This window comes from Streptomyces xantholiticus (assembly GCF_014651015.1).
Lineage (GTDB): Bacteria > Actinomycetota > Actinomycetes > Streptomycetales > Streptomycetaceae > Streptomyces > Streptomyces xantholiticus.
Genome location: NZ_BMWB01000021.1, coordinates 51,612 through 69,800, shown reverse-complemented (window position 1 = coordinate 69,800; position 18,189 = coordinate 51,612). Strand labels below are relative to the sequence as shown.

Below are 18,189 nucleotides of genomic sequence, written 5' to 3'. Positions count from 1 at the left end.
CTCGACCGGCGCTTCTGCCCAGTATGGGCACGGACATGGGGGGACACACGACGCGGGCGGGACACCCAAGGTGTCCCGCCCGCGTCGGGGTGCTCAACTCCGCGGCGTCAGTGCGCGCCGCCCTGCGCCTCGAGGCGCTTGAAGGAGGCCTCGATCTCGGCCTCGGCCTCGGCGCGGCCGACCCAGTCGGCGCCCTCGACGGACTTGCCGGGCTCCAGGTCCTTGTAGACCTCGAAGAAGTGCTGGATCTCGAGGCGGTCGAACTCCGACACGTGGTGGATGTCCCGCAGGTGCTCCACACGGGGGTCGGACGCGGGCACGCACAGCAGCTTGTCGTCGCCGCCCGCCTCGTCCGTCATACGGAACATGCCGATGGCGCGGCACTTGATGAGGCAGCCCGGGAAGGTCGGCTCGTCAAGGATGACCAGCGCGTCCAGCGGGTCGCCGTCCTCGCCGAGGGTGTTCTCGACGAAGCCGTAGTCGGCCGGGTAGCTGGTCGAGGTGAAGAGTCGACGGTCCAGGCGGATCCGACCGGTCTCGTGGTCCACCTCGTACTTGTTCCGCGAACCCTTCGGGATCTCGATGGTGACGTCGAACTCCACGGGTGGCTCCTCCATGATCAAACACATAGCAAGACGCAGTACTGGTGGTTAAGTGTCCCTCACGCACATGTGTGATCGCGAAAGGGGGCTGGTGCGCGGTGCCGAAGGTCAGGACGTGGCAGCTTGCAACCGGTGCTGCCGTGGTCGGCCTCACCCTGGCCGCCGGGGCGGTGGCCGCGGCGGGGCCTTGGGACTCGGGCCAGCGTAAGGCCGAGAGAGCGCGCGCGGCGGCCCACGGCCCCACGGGTGGCGCACATCACGAACCGCCCATACCGAAGCCGCCCGCTCCCGCGCCCAGCGCCGCCCCCGTTCTCACCGCTCTGGGAGGCCCGCGGACCGTGACCGCCAAGGAGCCGACCGCACCCGGCGAGCTTCCGGAGCTCCTCGGTCCGCTGCTCGCCGACACCGGCCTCGGCGCGGCGCCCGCGGCCTGCGTCGTCGACCTCGCGACCGGGGAGCGGCTGTACGGGAAGCGGGCCGAGGCGCCCATGGTCCCCGCGTCCACGGTCAAGATCGCCACGGCGGCGGCCGCGCTCACCGCCCTCGGGCCCGACCACCGCATCCCCACCACGGTCGTCGCGGCGCCGGGCGCCGGGGAGATCACGCTCGTCGGCGGCGGCGACGCCACCCTCGACCGGGCCCGTCTCGGCGAGCTGGCCGAGCTGACCGCGCGCGCTCTGCGCGAGCGCGGAACGGCCGTGAAGGAGGGCGACCGGGCCGGCGACGACGCGAAGCCCGCCCCGAAGATCCGGCTCCAGTACGACGTCTCGCTCTACCAGGGCCCCGCCCTGCACCCCATCGGCCCCAACGACAACATCGCCCCCGTCAGCGCCCTCATGGTCGGCCAGGGCCGCCTCGACGAGCGCACCACCGGAGCCGCCACCCGCAGCGCGGACCCGGCAGGTGAAGCGGCGCGTGTCTTCGGGCAACTGCTCGCCGAACGCGGGGTCCGCACGGGAGCGCCCGTCCCCGGCCGCGCGGCCGCCGCCGCCGTGCCTCTCGCCCAGGTCCTCTCCGAAACCCTGTCCTCGGTCGTCGAGCGGATGCTCACCACCAGCGACAACGACATCGCGGAGGCCCTCGCCCGGCAGACCGCGCTGGCCACCGGTGAGAAGGCGTCCTTCGCGGGCGCGGAACGTGCCGTCACCAAGCAGCTGCGGCGGCTCCAGCTGCCGCTGACGGGGGCCCGCTTCGCCGACGGCAGTGGCCTGAGCCGCCGCGACAAGGTGTCCGCCGTGCTGCTCACCGCCCTCCTCGCCCGCGCCTCCGACGCGGCGCATCCCGAGCTGCGGCCGATCCTCACCGGGCTCCCCGTCGCCGGCTTCAGCGGCACTCTCGAGAACCGCTGGTCCGACGCCTCTGGCGGCACCGGCCCCGTCCGCGCCAAGACAGGCACCCTCACCGGCGTCAACGCCCTGGCCGGTACGGTCGTTGCCCCGGGCGGACGACTCCTCGGCTTCGCGTTCCTGGCGGCCGGCACACCCTCCCCGCACGACGCCCAGCCCGCACTCGACCGCCTGGCCGCCGCCCTGGCGTCCTGATCGGAGCGGCCGGGAAAGCGGCCGCCGACCCGATCGGCGGCCGACAACACCTCTCCGCACCCCGAGCCGAGAACGTACGGTTGACGCATGACGAGCATCGGTGGTGCCGAGATGGTCGACTGGAACCTCGCCGTGGCGACCGCGACCCGCTTCGTACGGCCCGGTCCCGACGTGAGCCGCGACGAGGCCCGCGCGGTCGTCGCAGAGCTGCGCCGGCATGCCAAGGCCTCCGAGGAGCATGTCCGGGAGTTCACCCGGATGATCCCGGAAGGCACGGTGCCACGGGACACCCCGGTCCTCGTCGTGGACCGGGCCGGCTGGATCAAGGCGAACGTCGCCGGCTTCCGCGAACTGCTGCGGCCGCTGCTGGACAAGATGCAGGAGCGCCGCTCCGGCAGCCCCGGCGGCGCGGTTCTCGGCGCCGTCGGCGGCAAGGTGACCGGCGTCGAACTGGGAATGCTGCTGTCCTTCCTGGCGTCCCGGGTCCTCGGCCAGTACGAGACCTTCGCCCCGGCCACCCGCGAAATGCCCGCCGGCGACCCGGCGGTGGGTGACGGCAAGGGCGGCGGACGGCTGCTGCTGGTCGCGCCCAACATCGTCCACGTCGAACGCGAACTGGAAGTCGAGCCGCACGACTTCCGCCTCTGGGTCAGCCTCCACGAGGAGACCCATCGCACCCAGTTCACGGGTGTGCCGTGGCTGCGCGACCACCTCGAGGGCGAGATCCAGTCATTCCTCGGCGAGACCGAGATGGATCCCATGACCGTCCTCGAACGGTTCCGCGAGGCCGCCCAGTCGCTCGTCGGGGCCCGCCCGGAGGGCGAACAGGACGAGGGCGCCCACTCCATCGTGGAGATCGTGCAGACCCCGGCCCAGCGCGAGATCCTCGCCCGGCTGACCGCGGTGATGTCCCTGCTGGAAGGGCACGCCGACTTCGTGATGGACGGCGTCGGCCCCGCGGTCGTGCCGACGGTCGCGGAGATCCGGGAGAAGTTCCAGCAGCGCAGGGCACGCGGGGCGAGCCGACTGGACCTGGCCCTGCGCAAGCTGCTCGGTCTCGACGCCAAACTGCGCCAGTACCGGGACGGCGAGCGGTTCGTGAGGGCCGTGGTCGAGGAGGTGGGCATGGAGGGCTTCAACCGGGTCTGGACCTCGCCGAACACACTCCCCACCAAGGCGGAGATCGCCAAACCGGCGGACTGGGTCGCGAGGGTGCACCGGAAGGGGGAGGGCGCACCGTAGAGAGGAGAGTCGCGAAAAGCAGGCGGGCGACGGGCAGAAGAACGCCCTTCCAATCACCCTTCCGAGGGACCGTGGGCTGTGGATAGGCGTGCAATGCTCGGGTATTGGCTCGGTTCTGTCACCATCGACGCACTCTGAGTGACTGCTCTCGGAGTGGCGATCTTCGTCCTCCGGCCGTTCCTGATCGTCCTGACTCGACCGAGACACCCTCCCCTCCCGAACCGTTCACGAAGGGCACCGGACATGGGTCCCCATCCTGCGGTCGCGGCGATACGCCTGGCGGTCCGCCGCGTACTCCACGACGTACTCACCGACCAGACGGAACACGCCGCCCGCTTCGCGCACTCCGCCCCGGGCCCGGCATCGGCCGGCGAACCGCCGCTCGTCCTCGTGGCGTGCTCCGGCGGCGCCGACTCCATGGCGCTCGCCTCCGCCCTCGCCTTCGAGGCCCGCAAACTCTCCGTCCGCGCCGGCGGCATCACCGTCGACCACGGGCTCCAGCACGGCTCCGCGCAGCGCGCCGCCGAGGTCGCCGCACGCCTCACCGCACTGGGGCTCGACCCCGTGGAGGCCGTCGCCGTCCAGGTCGGCCGCGAAGGCGGCCCCGAGGCCGCGGCCCGCGACGCTCGCTACGCCGCCCTCGACGAGGCCGCGGAGCGTCACGGCGCCGCCGCCGTGCTGCTCGGCCACACCCGCGACGACCAGGCGGAGACCGTCCTCCTCGGACTCGCCCGCGGCTCCGGCATCCGGTCGCTGTCCGGGATGGCCGCCGTCTCCGGAACCGCAGGCCGCTACCGCCGCCCCTTCCTCCAGATCGACCGGCAGACCGCCCGCAAGGCCTGCATGGTCCAGTCGCTGCCCGTCTGGGACGACCCGCACAACGCCGACCCTGCCTACACCCGCTCCCGTCTGCGCCACGAAGGGCTCCCCGCCCTCGAGAAGGCGCTCGGCAAAGGCGTCGTCGAAGCCCTCGCCCGCACCGCCCGGCTCTCCCGCGACGACGCCGACGCCCTCGACAGCTGGGCCGCCGACGCGGACGCCTCCGTACGGGACGAGAGCGGCATGCTGGACTGCGCCAAGCTCTACGTCCTGCCCCCCGCCGTACGGCGCCGGGTGCTGCGCCGCGCCGTGATCGAGGCCGGTGCGCCCGCCGGGTCGCTCTTCGCCCGGCACGTCGAGGAGGTCGACCGGCTCATCACCGGATGGCGCGGTCAGCGGGCCATCAACCTGCCCGGCCGGGTCCAGGCGCGACGGCAGGGTGGCAGACTGGTCATTCGGCAAGGCTGAACCGCCGAGAGAAAGCGACGCGGGTGAACGAGAAGGACATGGGCACCGACCTTCAGTCGGTGCTCATCACCAAGGAAGAGATCGACGCGAAGCTCACCGAGCTCGCCGCGAAGATCGACGCAGAGTACGCGGGCAAGGACCTGCTCATCGTCGGAGTCCTCAAGGGCGCGGTGATGGTGATGGCGGACCTGGCGCGCGCGCTGTCCTCCCCCGTCACGATGGACTGGATGGCCGTGTCCTCGTACGGCGCGGGCACGCAGTCCTCCGGCGTGGTGCGCATCCTCAAGGACCTGGACACCGACATCAAGGGCAAGCACGTTCTGATCGTCGAGGACATCATCGACTCGGGACTGACCCTGTCCTGGCTGCTGTCCAACCTGGGATCCCGTGAGCCTGCCTCCCTCGAGGTCTGCACACTCCTGCGGAAGCCCGATGCGGCCAAGGTCGCGATCGACGTGAAATGGATCGGCTTCGACATCCCGAACGAGTTCGTCGTCGGTTACGGCCTCGACTATGCGGAGAAGTACCGGAACCTCCCGTTCGTGGGCACACTGTCACCCCACGTCTACGGAGGCTGAAGCACAGGCACGCCGGGGAACCAAGCCCGCCTTTCCGCCGTTGGAGCAAGGGAAGGCGGTCGCCGGTGGCCATGCTGAGGTACCGTCCGAAGAACAGTTGTCTTTTCTCACAGCAGCATTTACCTACGGGCAGGAGGGACGGGGCGACACCGCCCCGTATGGATGGACGTGAAGCGATACTTCCGTGGGCCGGTCATGTGGATCGTGCTGGCCGTCCTCGCCGTGGTCGTGCTGATGCAGGTTGTCGGCTCGTCCGGCGGCTACAAGACGGTGGACACCGGCGAGGTCGTCCAGGCGATCGACAAGGACCAGGTCAAACAGGCAAAACTGACCACTGGTGACGAGCACATCATCAAGATCGAGCTCAAGGATGGCCAGAAGGTCGACAACAGCAGCAAGGTGCAGGCCAGCTACATCGGCACCCAGGGTTCCGACCTGGCCGACACACTGCAGGAGAAGTACCAGGCCGGAGAGATCGAGGACGGGTACACGGTCTCGCCGTCCAAGCAGAGCCCGTTCGTCTCGGTCCTGCTCTCCTTGCTGCCCTTCGTGCTGATCGTCGTGGTCTTCCTCTTCCTGATGAACCAGATGCAGGGCGGCGGCTCCCGCGTCATGAACTTCGGGAAGTCCAAGGCCAAGCTGATCACCAAGGACACCCCCAAGACGACCTTCGCCGACGTGGCCGGGTCCGACGAGGCCGTCGAGGAGCTCCACGAGATCAAGGAGTTCCTGCAGGAGCCGGCCAAGTTCCAGGCCGTCGGCGCCAAGATCCCGAAGGGCGTGCTGCTCTACGGTCCGCCCGGTACGGGCAAGACGCTGCTCGCGCGCGCCGTCGCCGGCGAGGCGGGCGTCCCGTTCTACTCGATCTCCGGTTCCGACTTCGTCGAGATGTTCGTCGGTGTCGGTGCCTCCCGGGTCCGCGACCTCTTCGAGCAGGCCAAGGCGAACGCCCCGGCGATCGTCTTCGTCGACGAGATCGACGCCGTCGGCCGGCACCGTGGCGCCGGCCTCGGCGGCGGCCACGACGAGCGCGAGCAGACCCTCAACCAGCTGCTCGTCGAGATGGACGGCTTCGACGTCAAGGGCGGCGTCATCCTGATCGCCGCCACCAACCGGCCCGACATCCTCGACCCCGCACTGCTGCGACCCGGCCGCTTCGACCGGCAGATCGCCGTCGACCGCCCGGACATGCAGGGCCGTCTGGAGATCCTCAAGGTCCACCAGAAGGGCAAGCCGGTCGCCCCGGACGTCGACCTGGGCGCCGTCGCCAGGCGCACCCCCGGCTTCACCGGCGCCGACCTGTCGAACGTGCTGAACGAGGCCGCGCTGCTCACCGCGCGCAGCGACCGCAAGCTGATCGACAACCACTCCCTGGACGAGGCGATCGACCGCGTCGTGGCCGGCCCGCAGAAGCGTACCCGGATCATGTCCGACAAGGAGAAGAAGATCACCGCGTACCACGAGGGCGGTCACGCCCTGGTCGCGGCGGCCTCGCCCAACTCCGACCCGGTCCACAAGATCACCATCCTGTCCCGCGGCCGGGCCCTCGGATACACGATGGTGCTCCCGGAGGAGGACAAGTACTCGACCACGCGCAACGAGATGCTCGACCAGCTTGCGTACATGCTGGGCGGGCGTGCGGCCGAGGAACTCGTCTTCCACGACCCGACCACGGGCGCGGCGAACGACATCGAGAAGGCCACCGCCACGGCCCGTGCGATGGTCACGCAGTACGGCATGACCGAGCGGCTGGGCGCGATCAAGTTCGGCGGTGACAACACCGAGCCGTTCCTGGGCCGCGAGATGTCCCACCCGCGCGACTACTCGGAAGAGGTCGCGGCGCTGGTCGACGAAGAGGTCAAGAAGCTCATCGAGACCGCGCACAACGAGGCCTGGGAGATCCTGGTCGAGAACCGCGACGTCCTCGACAACCTGGTCCTCCAGCTACTCGAGAAGGAGACCCTCGGCAAGGAGGAGATCGCCGAGATCTTCGCGCCGATCGTGAAGCGCCCGGCCCGCCCGGCGTGGACCGGCTCCTCACGGCGTACGCCCTCCACGCGTCCGCCGGTGCTTTCGCCCAAGGAGCTGGCCCTGACCAACGGCGCCGCGAACGGTGCGGCGTCGACTGCCTCGACGGCGACCACGGTGACCGATGTCACCAAGGCCCCCGCCGAGCCGGTCCCCGAGGAGCGTCCGGAAGCCTGACCAGGCGATATGCCACAGCCGGCCACCGCCCCGGAATGAACGCCGCACCTCCCAGGTTCTAGCCTGGGAGGTGCGGCGTTTTCACGCCACATCGAAGCAGAGGAACGAGGCACAGATGACCGACCCGGTGACGCTGGACGGCGAAGGTTCTATCGCCGAGTTCGACGAGAAGCGAGCGGAGAATGCCGTCCGCGAGCTGCTCATCGCGGTCGGCGAGGACCCGGACCGCGAAGGGCTGCGCGAGACGCCGGCGCGGGTGGCGCGTGCGTACAAGGAGATCTTCGCCGGGCTGTGGCAGCAGCCCGAGGATGTCCTGACGACGACGTTCGACCTCGGCCACGACGAGATGGTGCTGGTCAAGGACATCGAGGTCTACAGCACTTGTGAACATCATCTGGTCCCCTTCAGGGGCGTGGCGCACGTCGGCTACATCCCCTCGACCACCGGCAAGATCACGGGTCTGTCGAAGCTGGCCCGACTGGTGGACGTCTACGCCCGCCGGCCGCAGGTCCAGGAGCGGATGACCACGCAGATAGCGGACTCCCTGATGGAGATCCTGGAGCCACGCGGCGTCATCGTGGTCGTCGAGTGCGAGCACATGTGCATGTCGATGCGAGGCATCCGCAAGCCCGGCGCCAAGACGATCACCTCGGCGGTCCGCGGTCAGCTGCGGGACCCGGCGACGCGCAACGAGGCGATGAGCCTCATCATGGCGCACTGATCCCAGCTGCTGGGCAGAGAGCGCATTCTGCATCAACTTCCGGTTGATTCCAGGGTGTTGATGCAAGGATCGGTCGTATGACCGAACAACTGCTGCCCGCCCGCCGACTCGGCGGGCTCGAGGTGTCCGCGCTGGGCTTCGGCGCAATGGTTCTGTCCCCCGGGGTGTACGGCGAGATCGACGACGAGCGTGGCGAGCGGGCGCTGCTCGCCGCTGTCGACGCCGGCGCGACGTTCATCGACACTTCCGACGGCTACGGAGCCGACGGCCACAACGAACAGCTCATCGGCAGGGCCCTGCGGGGACGGCGCGACGAAGTGGCCATCGCCACGAAGTTCGGCTTCCGGCTCCCCGAGGGCGTCGAACCGCACGCCTTCCCGGTCGGCTTCGCCTTCGGTGAGCTGGCCGTCAACGCCGACCCCAAACATGTGCGCGGCTACGCGGAAGCCAGCCTCCGTGGCCTCGGCACCGACCGTATCGACCTGTACTACCCGCACTTTCCGGATCCGCAGGTGCCGCTGGAGGACACCGTCGGCGCGGTCGCGGAGCTGATCCGGGAGGGACTCGTCCTGCATCTCGGGCTGTCCAACGTGACCGCCGGGCAACTGCGCGCCGCGCACGCGGTGCACCCGGTGGCCGCCGTACAGACCGAGTGGTCGATGTGGCGGCCGGTCGAGCCCGACCTGCTTGCTGCCGCACGGGAGTTGGGCGTGGGCATCGTGCCCTGGTCGCCACTGGGCAGCGGGTTCCTCAGCGGTGCGGTGAGCGAGGTCAAGGCGGGCGACTTCCGGCAGAACGCACCGCGCTTCGCCGCCGCGAACCTGAAGGCCAACAACGACCGGTTCGCGCCGGTCCGGGGCATTGCGGCGGAGCTGTCGATCACGCCTGCCCAGCTGGCCCTGGCCTGGCTGTTGCACCAGGACGAGCACGCGGTGCCGATCCCGGGCAGCCGGACACCGGCGCACATCCGGGAGAACCTGGCGGCGGGGACGGTGAAGCTGTCACAGGACGTGCAGGACCGGCTGGCGGCGATCCTTCTCGCCACGGAGGTCGAGGGCGGCACGCTGCTCTGACGGAGAGCGGCGGGCGCACGGCCCGGGAGGCTCAGGCCGCCCGGGCCGTGCCGCCGTTCTCGTCGTCGCCGTCCTCCGGGAGCTTGCAGACCCGCTCGAGGAACATCGCCGCCGCGATGACCGCGATGCCGGCCACCACCGCGAACCCGGCGTAGATCGCCTGGTCGCGGCGGGCGGGGACGTCGAGGGAGCCCAGCAGGAACACGCCCGCGCCGCCGTACATACCGCTCACCAGGGCCGCCACCAGGGCGCTCGCCTGGCCGAAGACCACGGCGCGGGCGGCCATCAACGGCTCGACGCCCTTGGCGCCAGGGCGGCGTTCCCGCTGGGCACGCAGTCGGGCGCGGATCGAGAGCGCGGTCGCGGCGAGCACGGCCGCGATGGCCGCCAGCACGATCGGGGCGGCCAGCGGCACGCTCGGCAGCGTCCCGAGTGAGTCCCACAGACGGGCGCCGCCCCAGGACAGTACGCCTGCCGCGGCGAAGAGACCGGCCAGTACACCGAGCCGTAGTTGCTTCACCGAGTAAGCCGCCCTTCGCCTGTCACTCTCGCCTGTCACGACCGCCACGCGCGACCGTCCTTACGAGCCTAACGACTACTCGGGCAGGCGCAGTTCCAGGTCGACACGCGGCTGGACGCCGCCGACGCCGACACCGGCCAGCAGTTCGGCCACCGCGCCGCGGCCCGGCAGCTGCGCCTCCGGCTCCACGTCGTGCCACGGGGCGAGTACGAAGGCGCGCTGGTGGGCGCGGGGATGTGGCAGCGTGAGATCCGGGTCGTCCGACACCACGTCTGCGTACGCCACGATGTCGACGTCGATGGTGCGCGGGCCCCAGCGCTCTTGGCGGACGCGGTCGAAGGCCTCCTCGATGGCCTGTCCGCGTTCGAGGAGGGAGGACGGCGGCAGCGTGGTCCTGATCACGACCACCGCGTTGAAGTACGACGGCTGGCTGCCGGGGGCGACTCCCCACGGCTCCGTCTCGTACACGGGGGAGACTGCTTTCACCCGGAGCCCGGGGGTGTCCTCGAGAGCGTCGATGGCGCCCTGCAGGGTCTCCAGGCGGTTGCCCAGGTTGGAGCCGAGGGAGATCACGGCGTCCTTGGGGTTGGACAGAGTGACATCGGCCGCATCGACCTGCTCCGTGACGGAGGACGGCACCGGCTGCACGGTCGGGTCGCTTGCTGCCTGATTCATACTCGGCTCCGGGTGATCGTGATGGTGACATCGTCGAAGGGCACCGTGATCGGGGCGTCCGGCTTGTGCACCACCACGTCGACCTCCTTGACGGCGTCGTGTTTGAGGCACACCTGGGCGATCCGTTCCGCCAGCGTCTCGATCAGATCGACCGGGTCGCCCTCGACGACGGCGACGACCTCCTCCGCCACCACGCCGTAGTGGACGGTCTTCGCCAGGTCGTCGTCGGCGGCCGCGGGGCGGGTGTCCAGACCGAGCACCAGGTCGACGATGAAGGTCTGGCCGTCTTCCCGCTCCTTGGGAAAGACGCCGTGGTGCCCACGGGCCTTGAGGCCGCGCAGCGCGACACGATCCACGCGAATCACTCCTGCTTCAGTAGGTCCTCGGGCACGCGGCCACATGCGGATGGCGTGGTGCCCGCATTCGAATCTACCTGCGAGCACCGACATGACTTGCCCACGGGGCCGGGGACGGCTCACATGAGGCTGGTAGCCGCGTATACCCACGGAGAGGCGGATGCGAACCCCTCTCTTCGGCCCTTACCCACTTACGGGGGGCTGTTCTCGTCCTCTTCGCCGTCTGTTTCCGTCAGAACGGGCGATCCGTGGTGCGACCAGATCTTCCAGCCGTCGGATGTGCGACGGAACACATTGGTGGCGACGACGAGCTGTCCGACGAGCGGCCCCAGCGCGCCGCCGTCCTCTGCGGGCCCACTGCTGAGGATGTTCTCCGTACAGGTCACCAGTGCCGTGTCGCCGGCCACGCTCACCTTCACGTCGGTGAGGAAGAACTGGATGTACTCGGTGTTCGCCATGATCAGCGCGTACGAGCGCAGGACCTCGCCGCGGCCCGTCAGGACCGGCCAGCCGGGGTGGATGCACGAGATGTCGTCGTCGAGCCACAGCTCGGACAGCTCGTCGAAGTCACCGCGCTCCATCGTCTCGTAGAAGGCGGTGTTGGCCTGTTCGACGAGCTCCGTGTCGGTCAGGCTCACCGGGCGCCCTCGACGGCCCGGGCGACCCGCACGGCGTCGGCCGTGGCACGTACCTCGTGCACCCGGACCGCCCAGGCGCCCTCGTGGGCGGAGATGGCCGAGACCGCGGCGGTGGCCGCGTCCCGTTCGCGGGCCGGCGGGGGAGCGCCTTCGTCCTTGGCCAGTACGCGGCCGAGGAAGCGCTTCCGGGAGGCGGCAACCAGTACGGGGCGGCCGAGGGCCCGCAGCTCGGCGAGGTGCGCGACGAGGGCGAGGTCGTGCTCGGCCTGCTTGGCGAAGCCGAGGCCGGGGTCGATGACGATGCGCTCGGGCGCGATCCCGCCCTCGACGACGGCCTCCATGCGGGCGCGCAGTTCTTCGACGACCTCCGCCACCACGTCGCCGTAGACGGCGCGGCTGTTCATGTCCTTGCTGAAGCCCCGCCAGTGCATCACCACGAAGGGGGCGCCCGTCGCCGCGACGACCGGGACCATTCGGGGGTCGGCGAGGCCGCCGCTGACGTCGTTGACGAGTGCGGCCCCCGCCGCGACGGCCTGCTCGGCGACGCCGGAGCGCATGGTGTCGACGGAGACGGTGACGCCCTCGGACGCGAGGCCCCGCACGACCGGGACGACCCGGCGGAGCTCCTCGTCCTCGTCGACCCGGCTGGCGCCGGGCCGGGTGGACTCGCCGCCGACGTCGATGAGGTCGGCGCCCTGGGCGACCAGGTCGAGGCCGCGTTTGATCGCGGCCGTGGTGTCGAACCAGCGGCCGCCGTCGGAGAAGGAGTCCGGCGTCACATTGACGACTCCCATGACCGCACAGCGATCCCACTCCGGCAGGCCGTGGGCCGTTCCCCGTCCGCGCAACGTACTCATGAACGTAAGCCTAGGCCCGTACGGACCGGGCCCACGCCACCGCGGCGCGAGTGTGGCCTGTCCGGCGGCCGCGGTGTCTACGCGGCGCGGGGTTCGTGGGTTTCGGCCTGACGGGTCAGGTGGGCGCAGGGGTGGGGAGCGGGGGCGGGCCGGCGGCGGACGAAGAGCCGGGGCAGCGAGAGGTTGACGAAGCCCTCGGCCTGCATCGCGGCGAAGCCGATGCGGGGCAGGTCGCGGGTGTTGGGGAACACCACGAAACGGGGCTCCCAGCGGGGCCGGAACTTGGCGTTGAACTTGTACAGCGACTCGATCTGGAACCAGCGGGAGAGGAAGACGAGCAGTCCGCGCCACATCCGCAGCACCGGGCCCGCACCGATCTTCTCGCCCCGGGCGAGCGCCGAGCGGAACATCGCGAAGTTGAGGGAGACCCGCTCGACGCCGAGGGCTGGCGCGGCCTGGAGGGCGGCGACGATCAGCAGTTCGTTCATACCGGGGTCGGCTGACCGGTCGCGGCGCATCAGCTCGAGCGACATGCCGTCCGTGCCCCACGGGACGAAGTGGATGACGGCCTTCAGGTCACCGTACGAGGGCGAGGCGGTCCCCTCGTCCTTGTGCGCGGTGGCGATCACGGCGTCGCCGTCGGCGGGGTCGCCGATGCGGCCGAGTGCCATGGAGAAGCCCCGCTCGGTGTCGGTGCCCCGCCAGTCGGCGGCGGCGCGGCGGATCTGCCGGATCTCGTCGTCGTCGAGGTCACGGGCGCGGCGTACGCGGGTGCGGTAGCCGCCCCGTTCGATGCGCTTCACCATCTGGCGGACGTTCCGCATCGCACGCCCGCTCAGGGAGAAATCCGCGACGTCAACCACCGCCTCGTCGCCGAGTTCCAGGCAGTCCAGCCCGGTCTCGCGGGTCCAGACCTCGCCGCCGGTCTCCGAGCAGCCCATCACCGCGGGCGTCCAGGAGTGTGCTTTCGCCTCGTCCATGAAGCGTTCGATGGCGCCGGGCCAGGCCTCGACGTCGCCGATGGGGTCGCCGCTCGCGAGCATCACGCCGGAGACGACGCGGTAGCAGACGGCGGCCTTGCCGCTGGGGGAGAAGACGACGCCCTTGTCGCGGCGGAGGGCGAAGTGGCCGAGTGAGTCGCGGCCGCCGTGGACGGCGAGCAGGTCGCGCAGCCGGCGTTCGTCGTCCTGGGTGAGACGGGCGGTGGGGTGTTCGGGGCGGAAGGCGAGGTAGACGGTGGTGACGGCGGTCAGCAGGCCGAGGGCGCCGAGGCAGTAGCCGACGGTCCAGGAGACGCCGTCGGAGTATCTGATGGGGCCCTCGAATCCGAAGAGCCCGTAGAGGACGTGCTCCAGGCGGTCGGTGAGCCCTGGGCTGCCGACGATCCGGCCGGGGTGGACGCTGACGACGACGAGGCCGAGACCGAGGGAACCGGCGCCCATCAGGACGAAGTTGGTGAGGGCGCGCCAGCGGCTGCGCGGGTCGGGGAGTGCGGAGAACTCGCCGCGGTGGCGCATCAGCAGTGCCAGCAGTGCGAGGGAGAGAAGTACGCCGACGAGGGAGTGGCGGTAGACGAACTGCGCGACGGCCCCGGCCGGCAGCAGGACGACGGCGGCCCGCCAGGCCCGGCGCTTGTGGCGCTTGATCCCGTGGGCGAGCAGGAGCAGCAGCATGCCCGCGCTCAGGGAGAGGGCGGCGGCGAACGGTCCGGTGGCGCCGGGAAGCACCTCGGCGATCGTGTGCATCCGGCTGTGCCGGAAGCGGGGGAAGATCCCGGCCGCGATGTCGATCAGGCCGACGAACGTGCACGCCGTGCCGACGAGGGCCGGGACCGCCTCGGGCCGTGGTCCGCGCAGTATGCGGCCCACCCGATTCGGAACCGATCGTGATTTGTCCCCATCTACCGTTGCAGACATCGCTTCCCGTGATTTCCGTGATTGCGGATGAGATCCCGTGTCCAGGGCATCGGATCGGTCGGCCCGGACGATTCGCGCCCTCTAGGACGGGACTTCGGGGAGGCGGGTTCATCCGACATCGGGAAATTCGTCGACACGGAAGGCACACCCGGCTCATGGGTCTGACCAGCAACAAAGTCCTGGCCTTGGCCGTGGTGGCGGCCGTGCTGCTGTTCGTTGCCACCGTCCGGCTGTGGCCGCGGCTGGCGCGCCGCGGGGCGCGCGCGGTGGCGGGCCGGGTCGGTCTGCTCCTCGCCACCCAGCTGTCCCTCTTCGCCGCCGTCGGCCTCGCGGCCAACAACTCCTTCCTCTTCTACGGCTCCTGGGCCGACCTTTTCGGACAGCAGCAGGACATGGGTGTGGTCGTGGACCACGCGGAGGGCACCCACCTGAGGGTTGTGGAGAAGCGGAAGCCGGAGGGTGTGCCCGGAGGCGCACGGCCGGCGACGAGCGGGCAGATCCACAAGGTGGTGGTGTCCGGGGAGCGTTCGGGGATCGACAGCCCCGCGTACGTCTATCTGCCGCCGGAGTACTTCCGTGCGGAACACCGGGACCGGACCTTTCCGGCGGCCGTTGTGCTGACCGGGTATCCGGGAACGGCGGAGAATCTGCTCAAGGGGCTGAAATACCCGAGCACCGCCTTCGAACAGGCACGGGACGGGCGCACGCAGCCGATGATCCTGGTGATGCTGCGGCCGACGGTCGCGCCGCCGAGGGACACCGAGTGTGTGGACGTCCCCGGCGGTCCGAGGACGGAGACGTTCTTCGCCGAGGATCTGCCGAAGGCCGTGTACGAGACGTACCGGGTGGGTTCGAAGCCGCGCAACTGGGGCATCATCGGCAACTCGACGGGCGGCTACTGCGCCCTGAAGATCGCACTGCACCACCCGGACCGCTTCTCCGCGGGGGTCGGGCTGTCCGCGTACTACAAGGCGGCAGAGGACCCGACGACCGGAGACCTCTTCCACGGCGACGACCGGGAGCGCAAGCGGGCCGACCTGCTGTGGAGCCTGGACCATCTGCCGCAGGGCAGGTCGTCGTTCCTCGTCACCACCTCACGGCAGGGCGAGGGGAACCTCAAGGGTACGCAGGCCTTCGTCGGCAAGGTGAAGGCGCCGGCGCGGGTCTCGTCGATCGTGCTCGACAGCGGCGGGCACAACTTCAACACCTGGCGGCGTGAGATCCCGCCCGCCCTGGAATGGCTCGGCGGCCGGCTCAGCCCTTCTTGACGTCGACCGTGGGCGGGACCGTCGCGATGGACTCCAGGTCGACCTCGGCACGGGCGATGTCCTGCGCGTCGGCGTCGATGGAGCGGCGCAGCGCTTCGTGCAGAAGGGCCGGGGTCAGCACGCCGAGGAACCGGCCCGTCTCCTCCCTGTCGATGACCGCGATCCAGCCCGCGTCGTGCTGGAGCATCGTGGAGAACGCCTGCTTGAGTGAGGCGCCGACCGGCAACCAGGCCTCCATTCGGCGGGCGTGGTCGCGCACCGAGCCGCGTTCCCGTGCCCGGTCGGCGGAGATCCAGCCGTGCAGGTTCTCCTCACCGTCCAGGACGACTGCCCAACGGGCGCCGAGGTCGCGGGGGAGCGGGTCGTCGAGGTGGACGACCGGCGGCTGCTCCAGGTCCGCCGGTTCTATGGGGGTGACGGAGAGCCGCTTGAGCCCTCGGTCGGCACCGACGAAGTCGGCCACGTACGAGGTCGCCGGGGTGCCCAGGACGGCGGCGGGGGCGTCGAACTGCTCGATCCTGCCCTGCCCGTAGACGGCGATACGGTCACCGAGGCGCACGGCCTCCTCCATGTCGTGGGTGACGAACAGGACCGTCTTGCGGACCTGGGACTGGAGCCTCAGGAACTCGTTCTGCAGATGTTCGCGCACGACCGGGTCGACCGCGCCGAACGGTTCGTCCATCAGCAGCACCGGCGGGTCCGCCGCCAGCGCCCGGGCCACGCCGACGCGCTGGCGCTGGCCGCCGGAGAGCTGCTCGGGGTAGCGGTCGCCGTACACCGAGGGGTCGAGGCCGACCAGTTCGAGGAGTTCGGCGGCCCGGGCGCGGGCCTTGGCACGTTTGACGCCGAGGAGGTGGGGGACGGTCGCCGTGTTCTCCAGGACCGTCTTGTGCGGGAAGAGACCGACCTGCTGGATCACATAGCCGATACGGCGGCGCAGTTCGACCGGATCGCTCTCCGCGATGTCCCGGCCGGCGACGAAGATCCGGCCGCTGGTGGGTTCGATGAGCCGGTTGACCATTTTCATGGTGGTGGTCTTGCCGCAGCCTGACGGTCCGACGAGCGTGACCAGTTCACCCTCCGCGACCTCGAAGGAGAGGTCGTCCACGGCCGTGGTGCCGTCCGGGTACCGCTTGGTGACGTGCTCGAATCGGATCATGACTCCCCATTGTGACGGGTGCTGTGTGAAAGCCATGTTGCTGCAATGTGGCGGCCCTGGGGGACTGTCAGTGGTCAGGGATAGGGTCGCCGGACGGTCATGGACACCGGCCGGTCACGGACATACGTACGGCATTACGGGGGAGATGGGAGTCGATGAGTGCGGGGTGGGAACGTGCGGAGCGTGCGGCGCAGAGCTGTCTGGCGGCGAACGAGTGGATCTGTGGTGAATATCTGCGCAGCCGCAGCGAGGAGTTGAGCGAAGCGACCCTCCAGCATGTGTGGATCACCGTCGCGTCGGTGCTGATCGGGCTGGCGGTCGCCTTCCCGCTTGCCCTGCTGGCCCGTGCCAGGCCGCGGTTCGCCGGACCCGTGCTGGGGCTGACCACCCTGCTCTACACGATTCCCTCGCTGGCCATGTTCTCGCTGCTGCTGCCGTTCTTCGGGCTGTCCGCCGCTCTGGTGGTGACCGGACTCGTGCTCTACTCCCTCACCATCCTCGTGCGGAACATCCTGGCCGGGCTCGAAGCGGTCCCGGCGGAGGCGCGTGAGGCGGCCCGCGGCATGGGCTACGGCCCCGCGAGGATGCTGTGGGAGGTGGAACTGCCGCTGGCCCTCCCGGCGTTGATGGCGGGCATACGGATCGCGACGGTGTCGACGGTCGCACTGACGACCGTGGGTGCGCTCGTCGGGAAGGGCGGTCTCGGCAATCTCATCGACGACGGCGTGCAGACCACGTTCAAGGCACAGGTGCTGACCGCGTCCGTGCTGTGCGTGCTGCTGGCGGCCGCCGTCGATCTGCTTCTCCTCGGCGCCCAGCGGTTGCTCACCCCCTGGACCCGGATACGCGCGGCGGAGGCGAAGACCTGATGGACGCGGTCACCGGTGCGTGGACCTGGCTCACCACAGGCGCCAACTGGTCGGGGGAGTCCGGGGCCTGGCACCGGCTCGTGGAGCATCTGTACGTCAGTGGCGCCGCGCTCGTCCTGGCCTGTGCGATCGCGCTGCCGGTCGCGCTGTGGCTCGGGCACATCGGCAAGGGCGGCGCTCTCGCGGTCAACATCTCCAACGCCGGCCGGGCCGTTCCCGTCTTCGCGGTCCTCGCCCTGTTCATGCTCACACCGCTGCGCAGTGCCGGGTATGCACCGACGATCATCGCCCTGGTGCTGTTCGCGGTGCCTCCGCTGCTGACCAACGCGTACGTGGGCATGCGTGAGGTGGACCGGGACGTGGTGGAGGCCGCACGGGGCATGGGCATGTCGGGTGCCCAGGTCTTCCTGCGGGTCGAGCTGCCGCTCGCCCATCCGCTGCTGATGACCGGACTGAGGTCCGCCGCCGTCCAGGTGGTGGCCACGGCGACGATCGCCTCGATGGTCGGCCAGGGCGGCCTCGGCCGCATCATCACCGCCGGTTTCAACACCTACAACACATCGCAGGTGGTCGCGGGCGCACTGCTCGCGGCGCTGCTGGCCCTACTGGTGGAGGGGGTGCTGGTGGCCGCCGACCGGTTGCTGAGCCCCCTGCGCAAGTCCGCGCCGTCGTCCGGCTGACG

18 protein-coding genes are annotated in these 18,189 nt (G+C 70.2%); 10 read left to right on the top strand and 8 right to left on the bottom strand.

Going from position 1 to position 18,189, the window contains the following annotated elements; genetic code table 11:
• Positions 1–107: 107 nt before the first annotated feature.
• Positions 108–602 carry an inorganic diphosphatase gene (locus tag IE198_RS26155; protein WP_005314187.1) on the bottom strand — a complete coding sequence of 165 codons (495 nt, stop codon included), beginning with the start codon at positions 600–602 and terminating at the stop codon, positions 108–110.
• 98 nt (positions 603–700) lie between these two features.
• On the opposite strand from IE198_RS26155, the gene dacB reads away from it, so the two are divergent.
• The 7 genes from dacB to IE198_RS26120 all read left to right on the top strand — a co-directional run bounded on the left by dacB (position 701) and on the right by IE198_RS26120 (position 9,249).
• The gene (gene dacB, locus IE198_RS26150) at positions 701–2,143 is read left to right on the top strand and encodes a D-alanyl-D-alanine carboxypeptidase/D-alanyl-D-alanine endopeptidase (RefSeq protein WP_189890784.1); all 1,443 of its coding nucleotides are present in this window, start codon (positions 701–703) and stop codon (positions 2,141–2,143) included.
• Positions 2,144–2,230: 87 nt separating this feature from the next.
• Positions 2,231–3,385: an Rv3626c family coenzyme F420 biosynthesis-associated protein gene (locus tag IE198_RS26145; protein WP_189890783.1), complete on the top strand. Its 1,155-nt coding sequence runs from the start codon at positions 2,231–2,233 to the stop codon at positions 3,383–3,385.
• Between the two features lie 243 nt (positions 3,386–3,628).
• Complete coding sequence (gene tilS, locus IE198_RS26140; protein WP_189890781.1) at positions 3,629–4,672, top strand: tRNA lysidine(34) synthetase TilS; 1,044 nt, start codon at positions 3,629–3,631, stop codon at positions 4,670–4,672.
• 38 nt (positions 4,673–4,710) lie between these two features.
• On the top strand, positions 4,711–5,250 hold the full coding sequence (gene hpt / locus IE198_RS26135) for a hypoxanthine phosphoribosyltransferase (RefSeq protein ID WP_189890779.1): 540 nt from the start codon (positions 4,711–4,713) through the stop codon (positions 5,248–5,250).
• Between the two features lie 162 nt (positions 5,251–5,412).
• Positions 5,413–7,455 carry an ATP-dependent zinc metalloprotease FtsH gene (ftsH, locus tag IE198_RS26130; RefSeq protein ID WP_189890777.1) on the top strand — a complete coding sequence of 681 codons (2,043 nt, stop codon included), beginning with the start codon at positions 5,413–5,415 and terminating at the stop codon, positions 7,453–7,455.
• A gap of 115 nt (positions 7,456–7,570) precedes the next feature.
• The gene (gene folE / locus IE198_RS26125; protein WP_189890775.1) at positions 7,571–8,176 is read left to right on the top strand and encodes a GTP cyclohydrolase I FolE; all 606 of its coding nucleotides are present in this window, start codon (positions 7,571–7,573) and stop codon (positions 8,174–8,176) included.
• Positions 8,177–8,253: 77 nt separating this feature from the next.
• A complete protein-coding gene (locus IE198_RS26120; protein WP_189890773.1) occupies positions 8,254–9,249 on the top strand; it encodes an aldo/keto reductase in 996 nt (331 codons plus the stop codon).
• A 31-nt stretch (positions 9,250–9,280) separates the two neighbouring features.
• On the opposite strand, the gene IE198_RS26115 is transcribed toward IE198_RS26120, so the two are convergent.
• The 6 genes from IE198_RS26115 to IE198_RS26090 form a co-directional block, all read right to left on the bottom strand.
• Positions 9,281–9,769, bottom strand: coding sequence for a DUF3180 domain-containing protein (locus IE198_RS26115; RefSeq protein ID WP_189890909.1), 489 nt, complete (start codon positions 9,767–9,769; stop codon positions 9,281–9,283).
• 75 nt (positions 9,770–9,844) lie between these two features.
• Positions 9,845–10,444 (bottom strand): 2-amino-4-hydroxy-6-hydroxymethyldihydropteridine diphosphokinase, encoded by a 600-nt coding sequence (folK, locus tag IE198_RS26110; RefSeq protein ID WP_189890771.1) that lies wholly within the window; start codon positions 10,442–10,444, stop codon positions 9,845–9,847.
• Positions 10,441–10,800: a dihydroneopterin aldolase gene (gene folB / locus IE198_RS26105; protein ID WP_189890768.1), complete on the bottom strand. Its 360-nt coding sequence runs from the start codon at positions 10,798–10,800 to the stop codon at positions 10,441–10,443. Before folB ends, folK begins: the two co-directional genes overlap by 4 nt.
• A 191-nt stretch (positions 10,801–10,991) precedes the next feature.
• Positions 10,992–11,438: a nuclear transport factor 2 family protein gene (locus tag IE198_RS26100; protein WP_189890766.1), complete on the bottom strand. Its 447-nt coding sequence runs from the start codon at positions 11,436–11,438 to the stop codon at positions 10,992–10,994.
• A complete protein-coding gene (folP, locus tag IE198_RS26095; protein ID WP_189890764.1) occupies positions 11,435–12,295 on the bottom strand; it encodes a dihydropteroate synthase in 861 nt (286 codons plus the stop codon). Before folP ends, IE198_RS26100 begins: the two co-directional genes overlap by 4 nt.
• A 77-nt stretch (positions 12,296–12,372) precedes the next feature.
• On the bottom strand, positions 12,373–14,211 hold the full coding sequence (locus tag IE198_RS26090) for a phosphatidylglycerol lysyltransferase domain-containing protein (protein ID WP_189890761.1): 1,839 nt from the start codon (positions 14,209–14,211) through the stop codon (positions 12,373–12,375).
• 155 nt (positions 14,212–14,366) lie between these two features.
• On the opposite strand from IE198_RS26090, the gene IE198_RS26085 reads away from it, so the two are divergent.
• The gene (locus IE198_RS26085) at positions 14,367–15,479 is read left to right on the top strand and encodes an alpha/beta hydrolase (RefSeq protein WP_189890759.1); all 1,113 of its coding nucleotides are present in this window, start codon (positions 14,367–14,369) and stop codon (positions 15,477–15,479) included.
• On the opposite strand, the gene IE198_RS26080 is transcribed toward IE198_RS26085, so the two are convergent.
• The gene (locus tag IE198_RS26080; protein WP_189890757.1) at positions 15,466–16,638 is read right to left on the bottom strand and encodes an ABC transporter ATP-binding protein; all 1,173 of its coding nucleotides are present in this window, start codon (positions 16,636–16,638) and stop codon (positions 15,466–15,468) included. The genes IE198_RS26085 and IE198_RS26080 overlap by 14 nt on opposite strands.
• Positions 16,639–16,793: 155 nt before the next feature.
• Here IE198_RS26080 and IE198_RS26075 point away from each other — a divergent pair, with 155 nt between their 5' ends.
• Together IE198_RS26075 and IE198_RS26070 are read left to right on the top strand one after the other, a co-directional pair.
• On the top strand, positions 16,794–17,507 hold the full coding sequence (locus tag IE198_RS26075) for an ABC transporter permease (RefSeq protein ID WP_189890754.1): 714 nt from the start codon (positions 16,794–16,796) through the stop codon (positions 17,505–17,507).
• On the top strand, positions 17,507–18,187 hold the full coding sequence (locus IE198_RS26070) for an ABC transporter permease (protein ID WP_189890752.1): 681 nt from the start codon (positions 17,507–17,509) through the stop codon (positions 18,185–18,187). Before IE198_RS26075 ends, IE198_RS26070 begins: the two co-directional genes overlap by 1 nt.
• Positions 18,188–18,189 lie beyond the last annotated feature (2 nt).